The sequence below is a fragment of the Vannielia sp. SX4 genome, from assembly GCF_052828525.1.
In genome coordinates, this window is the sequence record NZ_CM128247.1 from 959,320 (window position 1) to 975,362 (window position 16,043).

13 protein-coding genes are annotated in these 16,043 nt (G+C 63.9%); 7 read left to right on the top strand and 6 right to left on the bottom strand.

Features of this window, described 5'->3' with window-relative positions:
• The first annotated feature begins 68 nt into the window (after nt 1-68).
• From ACUXVX_RS04795 to ACUXVX_RS04820, 6 genes are all read left to right on the top strand, one after another.
• The gene (locus ACUXVX_RS04795) at nt 69-1,253 is read left to right on the top strand and encodes a CaiB/BaiF CoA transferase family protein (RefSeq protein ID WP_446310600.1); all 1,185 of its coding nucleotides are present in this window, start codon (nt 69-71) and stop codon (nt 1,251-1,253) included.
• Nucleotides 1,250-2,194 (top strand): hydroxymethylglutaryl-CoA lyase, encoded by a 945-nt coding sequence (locus ACUXVX_RS04800; protein ID WP_446310601.1) that lies wholly within the window; start codon nt 1,250-1,252, stop codon nt 2,192-2,194. The genes ACUXVX_RS04795 and ACUXVX_RS04800 overlap by 4 nt, the downstream gene beginning before the upstream one ends.
• Before the next feature lie 24 nt (nt 2,195-2,218).
• Nucleotides 2,219-3,199 carry a TRAP transporter substrate-binding protein DctP gene (gene dctP, locus ACUXVX_RS04805; protein WP_446310602.1) on the top strand — a complete coding sequence of 327 codons (981 nt, stop codon included), beginning with the start codon at nt 2,219-2,221 and terminating at the stop codon, nt 3,197-3,199.
• A gap of 12 nt (nt 3,200-3,211) precedes the next feature.
• Complete coding sequence (locus ACUXVX_RS04810) at nt 3,212-3,739, top strand: TRAP transporter small permease (RefSeq protein WP_446310603.1); 528 nt, start codon at nt 3,212-3,214, stop codon at nt 3,737-3,739.
• Nucleotides 3,736-5,022, top strand: a complete 1,287-nt coding sequence (locus tag ACUXVX_RS04815) for a TRAP transporter large permease (protein ID WP_446310604.1) — start codon at nt 3,736-3,738, stop codon at nt 5,020-5,022. The genes ACUXVX_RS04810 and ACUXVX_RS04815 overlap by 4 nt, the downstream gene beginning before the upstream one ends.
• A gap of 169 nt (nt 5,023-5,191) precedes the next feature.
• Nucleotides 5,192-6,103, top strand: a complete 912-nt coding sequence (locus ACUXVX_RS04820; protein WP_446310605.1) for a LysR family transcriptional regulator — start codon at nt 5,192-5,194, stop codon at nt 6,101-6,103.
• A 45-nt stretch (nt 6,104-6,148) separates the two neighbouring features.
• Here ACUXVX_RS04820 and ACUXVX_RS04825 read toward each other — a convergent pair whose 3' ends face one another.
• The 6 genes from ACUXVX_RS04825 to ACUXVX_RS04850 form a co-directional block, all read right to left on the bottom strand.
• On the bottom strand, nt 6,149-7,036 hold the full coding sequence (locus ACUXVX_RS04825) for a TauD/TfdA dioxygenase family protein (protein ID WP_446310606.1): 888 nt from the start codon (nt 7,034-7,036) through the stop codon (nt 6,149-6,151).
• A gap of 23 nt (nt 7,037-7,059) precedes the next feature.
• Nucleotides 7,060-8,376: an FAD-dependent oxidoreductase gene (locus tag ACUXVX_RS04830; protein ID WP_446310607.1), complete on the bottom strand. Its 1,317-nt coding sequence runs from the start codon at nt 8,374-8,376 to the stop codon at nt 7,060-7,062.
• Nucleotides 8,377-8,436: 60 nt separating this feature from the next.
• A complete protein-coding gene (locus ACUXVX_RS04835; RefSeq protein WP_446310608.1) occupies nt 8,437-10,425 on the bottom strand; it encodes a TRAP transporter permease in 1,989 nt (662 codons plus the stop codon).
• Nucleotides 10,426-10,513: 88 nt separating this feature from the next.
• Complete coding sequence (locus ACUXVX_RS04840) at nt 10,514-11,713, bottom strand: TAXI family TRAP transporter solute-binding subunit (RefSeq protein WP_446310609.1); 1,200 nt, start codon at nt 11,711-11,713, stop codon at nt 10,514-10,516.
• 99 nt (nt 11,714-11,812) lie between these two features.
• Nucleotides 11,813-12,253, bottom strand: coding sequence for an aconitase X swivel domain-containing protein (locus ACUXVX_RS04845; RefSeq protein ID WP_222495704.1), 441 nt, complete (start codon nt 12,251-12,253; stop codon nt 11,813-11,815).
• Entirely contained in the window at nt 12,250-13,524 is a 1,275-nt protein-coding gene (locus tag ACUXVX_RS04850; protein ID WP_446310610.1) for an aconitase X, read from the bottom strand. Before ACUXVX_RS04850 ends, ACUXVX_RS04845 begins: the two co-directional genes overlap by 4 nt.
• A gap of 458 nt (nt 13,525-13,982) precedes the next feature.
• Here ACUXVX_RS04850 and ACUXVX_RS04855 point away from each other — a divergent pair, with 458 nt between their 5' ends.
• The gene (locus ACUXVX_RS04855) at nt 13,983-15,980 is read left to right on the top strand and encodes a TonB-dependent hemoglobin/transferrin/lactoferrin family receptor (RefSeq protein WP_446310611.1); all 1,998 of its coding nucleotides are present in this window, start codon (nt 13,983-13,985) and stop codon (nt 15,978-15,980) included.
• Nucleotides 15,981-16,043 lie beyond the last annotated feature (63 nt).

Consider the following 16,043-nt stretch of genomic DNA (forward strand, 5'->3'; position numbering starts at 1 on the left):
GTTTTGTCGAAACATTATAATATTCCGTTCTCGTTGCCGTTGCTATCCTTCGAGTTGGGAGGATTGTAATGACCGAAGACCTGAGGCCGCTCGCCGGGCTGCGCGTTGTTGAGATGACCCATATGATCATGGGGCCATCTTGTGGCATGTTCCTTGGCTTGCTCGGGGCTGAAGTCATCAAGGTCGAGCCGCCCGAGGGCGACAAGACGCGTGCGCTCACAGGCATGGGGCGGGGCTTTTACCCCACCTTCAATCGCGGCAAGAAGAGCATCACTCTCGACCTCAAGTCAGAGGCGGGCCTTGCTGCGCTACACAAACTGCTTGCCGGGGCCGATGTGTTTGTCGAGAATTTCCGTGATCAATCGCTAGCCAAGATGGGATTCGCGCCGGACGTTCTGCGCAAAAAATACCCTGAGCTGATCGTCTCGTCCCTGAAGGGGTTCCTCAAAGGCCCCTACGAGAACCGCACCGCGATGGACGAAGTGGTGCAGATGATGACCGGCATGGCCTACATGACTGGCCCCACTGGCCGTCCGTTGCGCATCGGCTCCTCTGCAAATGACATCATGGGTGGCCTTTTCGGTGCCTTTGCCGTGCTCGCCGCCCTGCTCCAGCGCGGGAAAGACGGCAAGGGCCGCACCCTGCGCACCGGGCTCTTCGAGAACTGCCTCTTCCTTGTCGCGCAACACATGGTTCAGTTCGACATTGAGGGCCGCGAGGCCCCGCCGATGCCCGAGCGCGAGTTCTCTTGGCCGGTCTACGACATCTTCGAGACCGCCGATGCCCGCCAGATCTTCATTGGGGCTGTCACCGAGGGCCAGTGGGTGACACTGTGCAACATCCTCGGGCTCGACACCCTGCGCGAAGACCCTCGCCTACAGAAGCGGATGGATCAAATAGAGGCGCGCGACTGGACCATCCCTATCGTGGCCGAGGCCGTCCGCGCCCGTGGCTTCGATGATCTGCTCGCGGCATTCGAGCCCGCAGGTATCCCCTTCTCCCCGATCCACCGCCCGGCGGAAATGTATGACGACCCTCACGTCACTCGCCCCGGCGGCCTCTTCACCTCGCGGCTGCCCGAGGGCCAGAGCTACCGGGCGCCGATCATGCCCTTCGAGATTGACGGAACGCCGCTGCATGGCGACTCGCTCGATATCGCCGGGATCGGCGATGATACCCGCGCCGTGCTTGCCGCGGCGGGCCTGAGCGACGCCGAAATCGCGGCCGCCAGCGGCATGGAAGCGACAGCATGAGCCTTGAGGTCATTTACCCCGCAGATCGCGTGACTCTGCGCGAGGTTGGCCTGCGCGACGGGCTGCAACTTGCCAAGTCGTTGCCCTCGCCCGAGGCCAAGCGGGCTTGGCTAAAGGCCGAGGCGGACGCAGGGGTTCGGCATTACGAGGTCGGCTCCTTCCTCCCCGCCGGCCGCTTTCCGCAATTCGCCGACATCCCGCAGATGATCGAGGCAAGCGAAGCGCTGAACCTGCATTCCGCCGGGCTCACGCTCAACGAACGCGGCGCAGAGACCGCAATCGCAACGGCGATCCGCGAGATGGTCTGCGTTGTCTCCGCCACCGAGGAGCACTCCGAAGCCAACATGCGCCGGTCCCGCGCAGCTGCGGTGGAGCTGGTCGGCAAGGTAGCAGCGCTGCGCGATGCCGAAGCACCCCGCAAGCTAGTCAATGCAGGAATCGCCATGGCCTTCGGTTGCTCCATCTCCGGCAACGTGGACCCCAGCGAGGTGATCCGTCTCGCAGATGCCTGCCTTGTGGCCGGGGCCGATATCGTCGGCTTGGCTGATACGGTGGGCTACGCCGGGCCAACAGCGGTCGGCCAGCTCTGCGCACAGATGGAAAAGCTCTGCGCGGGTCGCCCGTTCATCATCCACCTGCATGACACCCGTGGCATGGGTATCGCCAACACAGCGGCGGCGCTGGACAATGGCGCGCGGGTGGTGGACGCTTCGCTCGGCGGGCTGGGGGGCTGTCCTTTCGCGCCCGGCGCCACCGGCAATGTCGTATTCGAAGACGTGGTCTTTCTGGCCGAATCCATGGGCTTTCGCACCGGGATCGACCTTGAGGCCCTCAAACCCGCCCGGGCCATCGCAGAGGAGGCGATGCCGGGCGAGGAGTTTCATGGCGCCCTGCACCGCGCGGGCCCGCCGAAGAACGCAAATTGGCAGGCGACGGCCTGACCGAACCCCAGGGAGGAAAACTAAATGAAATACATCGCAACCGCTGCACTCGGCGCAGCCATGCTCGCGGCCCCTGCTGCGCAAGCCGCCACCGAGATGCGCTGCAGCCACCAGCTGCCGCCCGCGCACCACATCGCCAAGGTCGTCGACCGTTGGGCCGAAGAGGTCGAAACCCTCTCCGAAGGCGAGATCGACGTGCAGATCTTCGGGGCCGACAGCCTCGTGGGCGCCCGCGAGAACATCGTCGCCACGGCTAAGGGCGACATCGAATGCGCCTTTTCGCTGAACTTCCAGTGGGGCAAGACCCTGCCGATCATGAACGTTACCGTCGCCCCCTTCGCCTTTGGTGACATCGAGATCTGGAAGAAATGGCCGGAGAGCGAGGCTGCCGCCTTCCTCGAAGAGAAACTGCTTGAGAAGGGCGTAAAGAACGTCGTCTGGATGTTCCAGACCAACACCTCCGTCTTCACTACCAACGGAGAGCCGCTGGTAGCCCCGGAGGATTTTGACGGCCTCAAGTTCCGCGGCCTGACCCCGCCCTTCGACGCCTCTTTCGTCGCCCTCGGCGCGACCCCAACCGCGATGCCCGGCTCCGAGGTGTACCAGGCGCTCGCCACCGGCGTGATCGACGGCGCCATCACCGACGTGGCCGCAGCGGTGTCACGCAAGTATTACGAGGTGCAGGATGCCTTCACCGTGGTGCCCGTGCTTTCGGCCTACCTTCACGGCTACTTGAACCCCGAGTTCTACGATGGTCTCTCCGAAAAATCGAAAGAGGCACTGCGGGAGGCCGGGCTGAAGGCCTCCGGCTGGGCTATCGAAGCCTCTGTAGAGGCTGGTGCCGCCGGGCCCGAGCAACTCCGCGAGAAGGGTGTGACCGTGCATATCGCCACGCCGGAAGAGAACGCGGCGCTGGAAGCGGTCATGCGTCCGGCCTTCGACAAGGCCTTTGGCGAGGGCGATGCCGACAGCGCCAAGCTGCTCGAACTTCTCGGCAAAATGTGATCGCGCCGCGCGATGCACGACACTGAAAAGGAGGGAGCGCCAGCCGCTCCCTCTCCCCTCTTTCCCGACCGGATCGTGACCGGGCTGGTGCGTCTCTGCGGCGCTCTCTCCACCCTGCTCATCCTCTACGTCTTCTGCCAAATCGTGGTGGCCGTGGTCCGCCGCTACCTGCTCGATGCGCCTCTGCAATGGAATGATGAGATGATCGGCTACCTGCTGGTGGCTCTGGTGATGCTGGGCGCGGCCGAGGCGCTGCGCCGAGGGGATCACATCGCGATCGATCTCGCGACATCACGGCTTGGTCCGCGTATGGCCCGTGCTCAAGCGGTTCTGGCACATCTGGCCGTCATGGCCTTCGCCTACATCGTCGGCCATTCGATTTGGGACAGCATCGCCTTCGCCCGCAGCTTCGGCTCGTACTCGGTTGGCTATATCGAAATCGAAACGTGGATCCCCCAAGTGCCAGTGGTGCTGGGCGCGGGCCTGCTGTTTCTCGCCGCCGCGCTTGGCCTGTACCGCACATTGAGGCCACTCTCATGACCCTCGCCCTCGTTTTCGCCGGGCTGATCCTGCTGCTTCTCTCCGGCATCCCGATCTTCGCCGCACTAGGGTTGACGGCCAGCGCCATCCTGCTGCTGGTCGAGGGCGATATGGATGGGGTTGGTGACGCCGTTTACACCCATCTCAACAAGCCGGTTCTGGCGACGATACCGCTCTTCGTCTTCATGGCGCAGGTGATGATCCGCGCCAAGGTGATCGACGATTTATATAGTTTCGCCCACACCCTAATTGGCCACATCAAAGGCGGCCTCGGCGTGGCGACGGTCATGGCCTGCACGATCTTTGCGGCCATCTCCGGTTCTTCCGTCGCCACCGCGCTCTCCATCGGTTCCAGCGCCATCCCACAAATGCAGAAGTTCGGCTATGCCGAGCGCGACGCGCTGGGCGTGGTCGCTGCTGGCGGCACGCTGGGCATCCTAATCCCGCCCTCCGGGCCAATGATCCTTTATGCCATCGTCTCCGAGGCCTCGATTGGGGGGCTGTTCCTCGCAGGCATCATCCCGGGGCTTTTGCTGGCGCTGATGTTCTCTGGCTGGTGCATGGTGCAGGCCCGCCGCCGCAGCGGAGTTGACGCGCCCGACTGGGCCGGCTGGAGCAAGGCAACCGCCGCGCTGCGCCGCTCGGTTTGGGCACTGCTGGCCCCGCCGGTGGTGATGGGGGGCATTTACTTTGGCGTCTTCACTGCCTCCGAAGCTGCCGCCGCAGGCTCGCTCTATGCACTGCTTGTCGCGGTGCTGGTTTACCGCAATTTCGGTCTGCGCGACCTCTGGCACTGCGCTTATGCCACCATGCGGACGTCGATGATGGTTTTCATGATCATCGCGGGCGCGGCGATGTTTGCTCATGCGATCACGCTTGTGAGGCTGCCGGTGGGGGTGACCGAGAGCGTTACGGCCATGGGCCTTGGCCCCATCGGCTTCATCCTCGTGGTGATGGCGCTGATCTTCGTACTCGGCATGTTCCTAGAGAGCATCGCGATCATCCTCATCACCACACCGATCCTGCTCCCAACCATGATCGCGCTCCAGATCGACCCGATCTGGTATGGGGTCCTGCTGATGATCAACCTCGAATTGGCGATGATAACCCCGCCGGTGGGGATGAACCTCTTCGTGATCAAGGGAATCACCAACGCCTCACTGGGGACCATCGTGCGTGGCGCGGCGCCCTTTGTTGCGCTGATGCTTGGCGGGCTGGCTCTACTGGTGGCCTTCCCCGGCCTCGCCACATGGCTGCCCACAGCGGCGGGCTTCGGGCGCTGAACCCTGTCTGCCCGACAAGGCGCGGCCGCCATAAAGCGCTGGAACAAGGCGCTCTCCCGGGCCAAGATTGCTGGGCCGGGGGAGGGGCCAGCGCAATGTTCGCAGGGAAATTCATGCAGGCCAGGTCTCAGGCCCGGGCATCCAAGGGCTGAGCGAATAACGCACTGCCATGACACTTCTGGTCGACATCAAAGCATTCCTCGCCACCGCCCGCACCGGCAGCTTTTCGGCCGCAGCGCGTGAAATCGGCGTGGCCCCCTCGGTCGTCACCAAGCGGGTTGGTCGGCTGGAGGACCACATCGGCAACCGGCTCTTCGTCCGCTCCACCCGCGCGCTGGTCATGACCTCCGAGGCTGACCGCCTGCGCCCCCGTCTGCAAATGCTGGTGAGCCAGCTCGACGATGCGCTCGAAGGCGCCGCCCCGCCCGAAACCGGCCTCGCCGGACATGTGCGGATCAAGGCGCCCACCACGCTGGGCACGCTCTTTGCCGGGCGCTCCATTGCCCGCTTCATGGCGCAGAACCCCGCGATCACCACCGAGCTGATGCTGATCGACCGCGCGGTGAATCCGCTCGAAGAGGGTTTCGACATCGCCCTCGGCGGCCTGCCGCAGAGCTTTGCCAGCGTGCATGAAACACCGCTCTGCTATTATCCGCGCGTGCTGGTGGCCACGCCCGAATACCTAGCAGAGCATGGCTCCCCTAAAACGCCGGGAGATCTGGTGGAGCACCGATGCATCATCTACGTGGCCGCCGGGATGACATGGTTTTTCGAGAGCGAGGGCGGGCCGATTTCCGTCACGGTGAACCCGGTCTTCACCGTCAACGACTCGCGGCTGCTGCACTTCGCCGCCCTGCATCACCTCGGCATCTGCATCGCGCCCGGTTTTCTGGTGCAGGAGGATCTGGCGGAGGGGCGGTTGGTTGAGGTGATCCCCGATTTTCCGGTCACACAGCTCTGGTTCAAGGCGATGGTGCCCAACAACAAACTGCACCGTCCCGAGGTGGCCGCGCTTCTGGAGTTTCTGAAAAATGAGTTCGAGGCGGCGCCTTGGGAGACGGAGCCGGTGCCGCGGCTTTGATGTGGCGCGTCGCGGCGGGGCAGAGCGCCCCGCCGCGGTCATGCGTCAGGACGCGAGCGAAAGCTCGGGCGCCTGATCGTCCAGCGTGGTGGTCCGGCGCAACTCGCGGGGCTCGTCGAGGTCAAAGTGGCGGCCGCGATGCAGCGTTGCGCGATTGTCCCAGATCACCGTATCGCCGGTCTGCCATTTGTGGCGGTAGATGAACTGCTGCTGGGTGGCGTGCTCCAAGAGGTCGGCCAGCATCATCCGCCCCTCGGGAACGGTCAAACCGTCGATCTGGCGGGCATGGACGCCGATGAAGAGGTGCTTGCGCCCGGTCGCAGGGTTCACCCGCACGATGGGCCACCAAGCGGGATCGATCGCGGCTTTCTGCTCCTCGGTGTAGCTGTCGTCGCCCAGCAAGAAGCGCGAATGAAGCGCGTAGTGCTCTGCCTCTTTCCCGTCGAGAAAGTCCTTCATCCGGTCGTCCAGCGCGTCATAAGCAGCCTTCAGATCGGTGAACTCCGTATCGCCGCCCCAGCTGGGGTTCCGCACCGAGTGCAGCATTGAGTACTTCGCCGCCGGCTTCTGGAACGAGCTGTCGGAATGCCACATCTGGTTGGCGATGTTGTTCAACACCCGTTTGTCGGTGCGCGGTACCGGCTTGCCATCCTTGCCGATGTTCGAGATGTCGCCGACCTCGGCTTGGGTGACCTGCGTATTGGTGTTCCATTTGGCCGTGACCTTCTTGAAGCCTTGGTCCAGCGGGCCAAACTGGCGGGTGAAAGCCAATTGCTGATCCGTCGTCATCGGCTGGTTGCGAATGAGCACGACGGAATGCTCGTCCATAAGCGCATCAAGCTCGGCAACCTGCGCGGGGCTGAGCGGTGCGAGCACGTCGAGCCCGCCGGTGATCTCCACGCCAAAGCCGTTTTCGATCTGTCTGGTGTCCATGGTCAGTCTCCTCTCATCACATCTTACGGGGCCACACCGTCGGTGCGGGTCAGGTTGTCGGAAAGCCGGGCTTGCAACGCGGCCATGTCGAGTTGGTGAACGGAGCCGGAGCCAGCGAGGTCCAGCGCTTGGGCAGCGGCCATGCCCTGCGCCATGCAGGGACCCATCACCCGGACCGAACTGAGTGCAGCCGGATCACCGTCGATGCAGCGGCCCACGGCGACGAGGTTGTCGGCCTCTGGGCAGATCATCGATCCGAAGGGGATGTAGTGGGTGTGGTTCTCGTCGAAGGTGTTCCACACGAAGCCCTCGGGCGCATTGTGCAGCTCGATCGGCCATGCAGTGCGACCGATGGCATCGTCGAACTTCTTCTGGCCCACCACCTCATCCACGACGAGATGATGCGCGCCCTTGATCCAGCGGGTCTGGCGAATGCCCGGGAAGCCATAGCTGCGCACCCGGATGTTGCCGAAGAAATCGGGATACTCGGCCTTCAAAAGCTCGATCCCCCGGTCCACCTGCTCCTTGCCGAACTGTCCCATCTTCGAGGCCTCCAGCGGGTCGAGCGGGGTTTCCATATGGGTCATGTTCAGCACCGCCACATCCTTGCCGGGGAAGTAGAAGGCGATGCCGCCGTGGCGCAGCAGCCCGTAGTCCTTGGCCTTCTGCGCGATCCGCTCGGAGAGTTCGTCGCGCTCCGGCGGCTCGACCTCGGTGTTCAGCCCCTCGACCACGCATTGCTGGGTGCCATAAACTTTCTCATCCGGCTCGCGGCACTCCAGCCCGGCAAGATAAGCCAGCGCTGCATCGCCCGAGCAATCGGCAAAGCCCTCGGCGCGTACCGTCACGTCTCCGTAGCGGGTGACCAGTTTGGCCGCGGTGATCCGCCGCCCGTCGCGCTCGACTTCGCGCAGGATGGCGCCGGTGATGGGGGTCACGCCCGCCTTGTCGAGCGAAGTCTCGACCCAGCGAGACAGGGCGACCTCGTTGTAATGCACTACGGTCGTCATCGGGCCATGGCGGTAGTAGCAAGCGTCGTTGGCCTCGAGATAGGCCAGCATCTCATCGGCGATACCGAAGGTGTAGCGGTGGCCGTGGGTGCCGTTCTGGTAGAGGCCACAGAAAGTGCCGATGATCGAGTTCACCGCCTGCCCGCCGAGCGCGGGGAGGCCGTCGACGATGGCCACCTTCTTGCCCAGTTTCGCGGCTTCCAGCGCCGTGGTGGTGCCGGAGATACCCGCGCCGATCACGCAGAGGTCCACCTCCAGCTCGCGGTGCAGGGTTTCGCCGGTGTGGCGCACCACCGTCGTGGCGGGGTTAATCGGGCGACCGTAAGACATGCGTATAGACTCCGTTGAAATGCTGTTGTTGGTGATGCGGGTGGTTGACCCGCCTGTGTGTCAGGTTGCGCTGGCGGGGGCGTCCCGCGCCTCCGCCCGGCTGCCCAGCATCACCAGCGCGGCGGCGAGGGCGAGGCCGATGGCGGTGCTGGACCATTCGGGGAAGCCGATGATCAGCCCGCAGCCAAAGAGGGGCCATCGCGCCCATCCCGCCAGCCTGCCACGCCAGGGCACGTAGCCCTCGGAGGCGGCTGCGATGGTGATGACGGCGAGGATGTTCAACGCGGTCCAGATGACCGTCAGGTAGAATGGCCCCTGAAGGATCAGCGCCGGCTCGAACAGAAAGAAGATCGGCACGAAATAGAGCACGATGCCGAGCCGCGCGGCGTGGACGCTGGTTTTTATCGGGTCGCTGTCGGAGATCCGCGAGGCGAGGAAGGCGGCCAGCGCCACCGGAGGGGTGATCGCGGCGAGCGAGGCGTAATAGGCGATGAAGAGGTGGATCGCGAGGGTGTTGAGGCCCGCGATCTGCTCCAGCGCCGGGGCGAGGGTGAGCGCCAGCATAAGGTAGGCGGCCACGATCATGCCCAGCATCCCGAAGATCAGGCAAACGCCGATCCCGATGGCCAGCACCGGCACGAGGCCGTCGCCACCCATCCGCACAAGGCTGGCGGCAATCACCGGGGCCACGCCGGTAGCCATGAGCCCGCCGAGGATAAAGCTGGTGGGCAGAAGCAGACCCATTGTTTGGCTCAGCAGCTTGGTGATCTGGTAGAACAGTTCGGGAATGCGGTTCAGCCGGATACGCAGGCGCGGGTGCAGCGTGGTCAGCACCAGCAGCAGGGCCGAGGCATAGAAGGGCGTCAGCCGCTCCCAGCGCATAAAGACGAGCCCCCAGACGAGGAAGGCGAGCACGACGAGGAACGGCCAACCGTCCTTGAGCACCGCGGCGACCCGGGGCAGGTCGGCCCGCTTCAGACCCTTCAGCCCATTGCGCGCGGCAAATCCATCAACGTGGCAGTAGAGGCCGAAGTAGTAGAGCAGCGAGGGGATCAGCGCGGCCAGCACGATCACCCGATATTCGGTGTTGGTGAAATCGGCCATGATAAAGGCCACCGCGCCCATCACCGGCGGCATCAGCATGCCCCCAGTCGAGGCACAGGCCTCCAGCGCGCCGGCGTAATGACCTGGAAAGCCCGCCTTCTTCATGCTCGGGATCGTCACCGAGCCGGTCGAGACCACGTTGCCGAAGATCGAGCCCGAGAGCGAGCCGAAGAAGCCCGAGGCCAGCACGCTCACCTTGGCTGCCCCACCCCGCGATGTGCCCATCAGCGCCATGGCAAGGTTGAGGAAGAAGTCTGCCGCGCCGGTCGCCACCATCAGGGCAGCGAGGATCAGGAAGCCGATGATCAGCTCGCCCACCACCCGCGTCACCACGCCCAGCATCGCGTCACCGGAGAAAACGTTGAAAGCGATGGTGCGCGAAAGCGACGTCGGCGGGCCCCAGAGGATGCCGGGCATATAGAAGGCGTAGACAGGGTAGAGCGCCAGCGCGATGACGATGACGAGGAAGATGTATCCGCCGGAGCGCCGCGCGGCTTCGAGGATCAGCAGGAAGATGGCCGAGGCCACCACCAGTTGCCAAGTCTCCTTGACCGGCACCCAAGTGCCAAACACGAGGCCGCGGGCCTGGTAGGCCATGAAGAGTGTGAGGCCGCAAATCGCGATGGCCGGCAGGTAGCTAGCCCATGTCACCCGGTCTTCGCTCGTCCATGCAGGGAGCAGCAGGTAGACGACAGGCAGGAACGCGGCCATCAGCAGGAAGTAATAGGTCAGGTCCAGCATCGGGACGATGGCGAAGATGTAAGCCACCGAGAGTGCGACACCGCTGGCCGACATCGCCAGCACCAGAGCGCGAACCCAGCGCGGCATCGAGAGCCAGCGTTCTTCGGCCTGATCGCGAAAGCTCTGCGGCACGGCGGCTGCGGCGGCGGCCGCTTCGGCCTCATTTGTAAGAGCGCTGCTCTGGGGTGTCTGGTCGGTGCTCATGTCTGGCCCTTCGGCGCAATGGCCGGTGAGTTGGATGGGAGATTTCGCCGCCCGCATCTCTGGGGGAATGCGGGCGGTAGGTGAGGGTTCACTCGATCGAGAGAACCATCTCGCCATAGGTCTTGCCGCCGCTCGCGGCCTCGCGCTTGGCAGTCCAGAGCTCGGTAAACTCGGCGCTGTCGGGCGATACGTCGATGCCCTTCTCCTGCGCCTCAGCCAGCGCTTCCTGCCAGAGCGCAACCCGGTCCTCGGCAAGGGCCACCAACTTGTCCTGACGGGCCTGATGCGCGTCGGTCCAGACGCCCTTTTCCTTCAGGTAGCGAATGGCGCCGTCGTGCACCGGCTGAAGCGCGCCCACGTTCAGGAAGTTCTCGAGGCTCGCCATCGACATCATCTTGGCGTGGGTGAAGTCCTTCTCGAAGTCGCCATGGTGCTCGTCGAGCCACTTGGACAATTGGTAGACGAACTCTTCGTCGCCATCGGCCATTACGTGGTTGGCCTGAAAGGCATGATCCATGTTCAGCCCCTGCGAAGTGGGCACACCCGAAGTGATCGTGGCCGGCACGTAGCCCGGCTGGATTGCGCGGTAGCGGTCAAAGGCTTCCGGGTTGTCCTCCCGCTTGGGCAGCGGCAGCCAGCGAATGCCCTGCGGGTTGGCCTCGGCCTCATAGCTGGTGCCGGAGAGTGGTGAGGTGAAGGTCACATCGGCGCGGCCTTCCACGGTAATCCGCGTGTTGGCGCCGTAGTTGCCCACCTCGACCAACTCCACGTCATCCCGGCTCAGGCCACGGTAGGCCAGCAGCGCATCCACGCCCGCCACGAGGAAGGAGGAGGACGGCGAAAAGGCGATGCGCGTGCCGGGGCCGATATCCTCAAAGCTCTCGATCTCGCTGTCACCGCGCACCATGTAGCCCCAGGGAGTGATCATGTTCATCACCGCCACACGGCTATCCGAAGGCCCGCCGCTCGTGGTGGCATAGCCCTCGTTGGCATCCATCAGGTCAAAGTAGTCGCTGGCCTGCATCATCGCGACCAGCCCCTCGCCGGTGCTCAGCCACTCTGCACGGGCATAGCCGTTGGGGGCGGGCAGCACACGGGCGCGACTGGCGGTTTGGGCCGAGAACTCGGCAGTCCAGGCCACGGCGAGCGAGTGGTTGGCGGTGCCCACAATGGGGGTAATGACCGAAAAGTAATCGGGCCATTCGTAGTCCTGTGCAGAGGCGCTTGCGGTGGTCAGCCCCATAGCAAGAGCGGCACCTGCCAGCAGGTGGGTTGCGCGTTTCAACATCTGTTTGGTCTCCTCCTTGTTGGTCGGGGCGGGTCTGCCCCTTTCTTCCGGTAGGTCCGGCGCGACACCCTCCCAGGTGCGCCGGTCCGGTCATTTCCCTCAGCCCGGCGGCTTGGTGATGGTCACGGTCCCGGCGTCGGCATCGACTTCCACGAGATCACCGCTTTCGATCAACTCGAATGGGTCACCATCGAGATCCGTTACCGTGGGCACCCGTGTCACCACCGCGCCGAGTGCGATCTTGGTGGTCATCCGGGTAAAGATCATCGCCGCGGGGGCGGTGCCGTTCAGGCGGCACATATGAAAATAAGCCGACCAGCCAGAGCTTCCCTTGGCGCCGGGAAAGACCAGCACCTTGCCGGCAAAACTCTGCCCGTTCAGCTCGTGGTGCAGTTCGATCACCGAGCCGTCGCGCTCGTTGATCCCGCCCCAGCCCGAAATGGTCTGCGTGGTCACCAGTGCTTCGGCGCGGGCCTTGCCACCCACCACCTTGCGGCCCCTCAGGGTGATGACGCGCGATTGCGCGGCGATCTCGCTCATTGCACCACCCCCAGCCATTCACCTGCCACGGCGCTGTCGACACATTGCTGCACCGAGCCGAACCAGCCCTGCACCCTGCCGATGGCGGGCAGGTAATGCGCCTGCTTGGCGCTGTCGGTCGCGATCACGCGCACGCCCTCGGGCATCCGCCGCGAGATCGAGGGGCAAGTGTCCGACATCACCTCGCCGCCTGCGGCGCGGATGATGTCGGTGTAGCCGGAGCGATCCGCGATCTGCCGGATGGCGCGGGGGGTATGCACCCAAAGCGCCGTGTCGGGGTGGATCTTCCGCCCTTCAAGCAACTCGGCCACCAGCGACATCTGCTCAATCGAGTTGTGGGGACAGCCCAGCATCACGAAGTCGAGCTTGCGGTCGGTCGCATTTTGAAGGCGCGCCCAGGTGCGGCGCTTCTCGGCCTCGCCAAAGACAATGGCCTCGGGCCGGGCCGTGCCGCCAAAGGCCGCGTCCATCGTTGGCGCTTCGGGAGTGATCCCCGGCATGTGATACATCTCCACCCCACCCGAGGAGGCGGCGGCGGCGCCGAAGTGCTTGAGCTTCATCAGGTCCGGCAGGTGGGTCAGCCCCTCGAAGGCGGGCTTGTTCTCCTCCACTTCGAAGCCGGTGAAGTAGCCGAGCACGCCCCAGTCGGCCATGTCGTTCACCTCGGTCTCGACCCGGATCAGCCGGTTGGCAAGGCGGTTCTCGGGGCGGTGCAAGCCCCAATAGGGGATGCGCCCGGTCAGCCCGGCGGCACCGGTGCTTTCCTTGCCTTCTACATTAGTGCGCGCACCCAGAACCGAGTTGCAGTAGATCACCGCAGAGCTCTCCATCCAGGCGCAATGCTCGCCCTGCACCGGCACGTTGCCGACCTGATAGGGCGTGCAGGTGCACATCATGTTGACGCCGCGCTTGCCGAGATATTTCTCGCCGGCGCGCTGCATCTCAACCAGCGCCGGGTCGGCGCCTTGCAGTTCGTGGTTGTCGAGGTCGATCCCGGTGATGAGCTGGCAGGTCGGAACCGCCATGCGCGGCACATCCACTACTTCGTCACTATCGAGGTTCAGTACGGAGAATACCCTGTCGAAGCCCTCTTCGGCGAGGCTGCGCACTGAGGGCGTAGAGGCATTGTAGGCCCCCGCCACGTTGCGCGTTTCCACGAGACGCTCAGCGCCAAGTGCCTCTCCATAGCGGATCAGAAGGTCCATCGAGCGGGCCACCGCGGGGCCGCTTGAACCGTCGCGCATGGCTTTTTCGGTGTCAGTTAGCTGCATCTCTCCTCCCCAGGAATGCTGGCTGTTCGGACAGGCTAACCCCGGCAATCTTTCTTGATAACAGAGAAAAATGACTATCAGTTTTCGCGATACGAGAAAGGCGGAATGCGTGGCTGCGCCCACGCAGAGTCTGACAAGCCATCCCAGTCGCCCGCGCACTCTGGTCGATCAGAGGCATGACGCAAGTGCGAAAAACCTGCGGAGCTGCGACTGAATTGAGCCCCCGTTTGCCGCACCGATCTTCGGGCGCGGGGCTTTCCCGGTGTGAACTCCAGTAACTGATACCTGCTTGCCCCAAAGCCGACCTCTAGCCTCCTCGCGGCATCGGCGCGTCGATCTGATAGATTCCGATAAATCAGTATACTTGACAATTTTTATCAGATTTCTTAGTGCCCGATCAGCGCAACCCACCCTACCGGCAGGCCTGCACAGAGCAACGCATGGCGGAAGGGGACAAAATGCGCCAATTCTCACTCTATACGACCACGGCAGCAGTGGCACTCGCGGCTCCTGCATGGGCGCAGCAAAGCGCCTTCACGCTTGACCCGATCTACGTGGAATCCGCCGCACGGGCCGAGCGTCTCATCCTCGATACGCCAGTGTCCGTCACAGCAGTGGACGCCGAAAATCTGCTCAACAGGCAGGCTGGCGATTTCAACGAGCTTATCGGTGATGTCCCGGGCGTTACCATCGGCGGCGGCCCACGGGCGATTGCACTAGAGCCCAACATTCGCGGGTTCACTGACGACCAGATCGTGCTGCGTTTCGACGGCGGGCGGTTCAACTTCAACCAAGGTCACCGCGGGCGTTTCTTCCTCGATCCGGCGCTGGTCAAACGCGTCGAAGTGGTGCGCGGCGGCGGCTCCACGCTCTACGGCTCCGGCGCACTGGGCGGGGTCATCTCGGTTGATACCGTCGATGCCGATGACCTGCTGGAAGAGGGCCGCACCATCGGCGCACGGGTCGGCATGGGCTACTCCACAAACGGCGGGCAATGGTCGGCCAACACCGCTGTCTATGCCGACTGGGGTAACTGGGATGCGCTCATGTTCCTGGGCACCCGCGACACCACCGACAATTACACCTCCGGCGACGGCGCCGACATTCCCTTCTCCGAGCTCGACCAGCAGAATGCCACGATCAAGCTCGGCTTTGAGCCTTCGGCCGACAGCCGGTTCGAGTTCAGCTACTCCGACTATCACGACAGCGCCCTCACGCTGGCCTCGGCCAATGGCGCGCCCTCCAGTTCCAACCCGGAGGTGAACCGTGAAGCCGATGAGCAAAGCTTCCGCTTCAGCTGGGACTATGCACCCGAAGGCTCCGATGCGTTGGACCTCTCCGTGCTCTTTTACGGCGACCGGCTGAAGATCACCGAAGACCGCGTGAGCGCCCCGCGCCACGATGAAACCACCTACGACAGTCTCGGGCTGGAGGTCATCAACCGCTCCCGGCTCGATCTCGGAGTGCCGGTGGAGGTGGTCTACGGGCTTGAGGTCTTCAAGGAGAGCCAGGAGGGCACGCGCGATGGCGCGCCCCGCTCCACCTTCCCGCCCGCAGAAGCAATGACAACCGGGATCTTCGCCGAGGCCACCTTTGAGCTGTCACCTCAGTTCGACGTGATCGCGGGGGCCCGCTACGATGCCTACAACCGAAAGCCCGGCGACACTTCGCTCGCCGATGTCGAAGAAGAGTTCTTCTCGCCCCGCATCGGCATCAGCTACCGCCCCAACGAGAATTGGCAGGTCTTCGCCAACCTGTCCCGGGCTTATCGCGCGCCCTCTTTGAGCGAACTTTATAACGATGGGCTGCACTTTCCGGGCAATCCATTCGGCTTCCCGCCAGACAACTTCTTCGTCCCCAACCCCGACCTGAAGCCGGAAGAGTCCACTCAGTTTGAAGTCGGCGCCCGGTTCGAAAAGCGCGGTTTCCGGCAGGCGGACGACAAGCTCAGCTTCTCGGTCAGCCTCTACAACGCAGAAGTGAAGAACTACATCGAGCAGACGGTCGATATCTTCGCCGGCACCACCACCTCGGACAATGTCGATGGCCGCCTTTGGGGGCTGGAGGCCGAAGCCCGCTACGACACCGCCGCATGGTTCGTCGGCGGCGGCCTCTCCATCGCCCGGGGCGAAGGGGATGACGGTGATCCGCTGGCATCCATTCCGCAAGACAGGCTCACGCTGGAGGCGGGTTACCGCCCCGATGAAGACTGGCTCTTCGGCGCCCGCGCCACCTTTGCCGCCGAACAAAACCGCGTGCCGGCCACTGGTGTTGCGGGTGAAAGCTGGCAGACCCTCGATCTCTACGCAGCCTGGACACCGAGCAGTAAGGCAATGGCTGGCAGCAGTTTCCGCGTGGGCATCGATAACGTCTTTGACCAGCGGTACACGATCTACCCCAACGAACTCGCCCAACCGGGTCGTTCGCTTGAGGTATCGGCTGCCTTCACGTTCTGAAGTCGGACCGAAGGCACAAAAAGAACCGCCGCGCGCTAAGGCACGCGGCGGTTTCGTTTTTGG

Excerpts from the sequence above, each read along its gene's own strand:
- ACUXVX_RS04800 (WP_446310601.1), top strand. The coding sequence starts at position 1,250 with ATGAGCCTTGAGGTCATTTACCCCGCAGATCGCGTGACTCTGCGCGAG.
- ACUXVX_RS04795 (WP_446310600.1), top strand. The coding sequence starts at position 69 with ATGACCGAAGACCTGAGGCCGCTCGCCGGGCTGCGCGTTGTTGAGATG.
- ACUXVX_RS04835 (WP_446310608.1), bottom strand. The coding sequence starts at position 10,425 with ATGAGCACCGACCAGACACCCCAGAGCAGCGCTCTTACAAATGAGGCC.
- ACUXVX_RS04840 (WP_446310609.1), bottom strand. The coding sequence starts at position 11,713 with ATGTTGAAACGCGCAACCCACCTGCTGGCAGGTGCCGCTCTTGCTATG.
- ACUXVX_RS04820 (WP_446310605.1), top strand. The coding sequence starts at position 5,192 with ATGACACTTCTGGTCGACATCAAAGCATTCCTCGCCACCGCCCGCACC.
- ACUXVX_RS04830 (WP_446310607.1), bottom strand. The coding sequence starts at position 8,376 with ATGTCTTACGGTCGCCCGATTAACCCCGCCACGACGGTGGTGCGCCAC.
- ACUXVX_RS04845 (WP_222495704.1), bottom strand. The coding sequence starts at position 12,253 with ATGAGCGAGATCGCCGCGCAATCGCGCGTCATCACCCTGAGGGGCCGC.
- dctP (WP_446310602.1), top strand. The coding sequence starts at position 2,219 with ATGAAATACATCGCAACCGCTGCACTCGGCGCAGCCATGCTCGCGGCC.
- ACUXVX_RS04855 (WP_446310611.1), top strand. The coding sequence starts at position 13,983 with ATGCGCCAATTCTCACTCTATACGACCACGGCAGCAGTGGCACTCGCG.
- ACUXVX_RS04810 (WP_446310603.1), top strand. The coding sequence starts at position 3,212 with ATGCACGACACTGAAAAGGAGGGAGCGCCAGCCGCTCCCTCTCCCCTC.
- ACUXVX_RS04815 (WP_446310604.1), top strand. The coding sequence starts at position 3,736 with ATGACCCTCGCCCTCGTTTTCGCCGGGCTGATCCTGCTGCTTCTCTCC.
- ACUXVX_RS04825 (WP_446310606.1), bottom strand. The coding sequence starts at position 7,036 with ATGGACACCAGACAGATCGAAAACGGCTTTGGCGTGGAGATCACCGGC.
- ACUXVX_RS04850 (WP_446310610.1), bottom strand. The coding sequence starts at position 13,524 with ATGCAGCTAACTGACACCGAAAAAGCCATGCGCGACGGTTCAAGCGGC.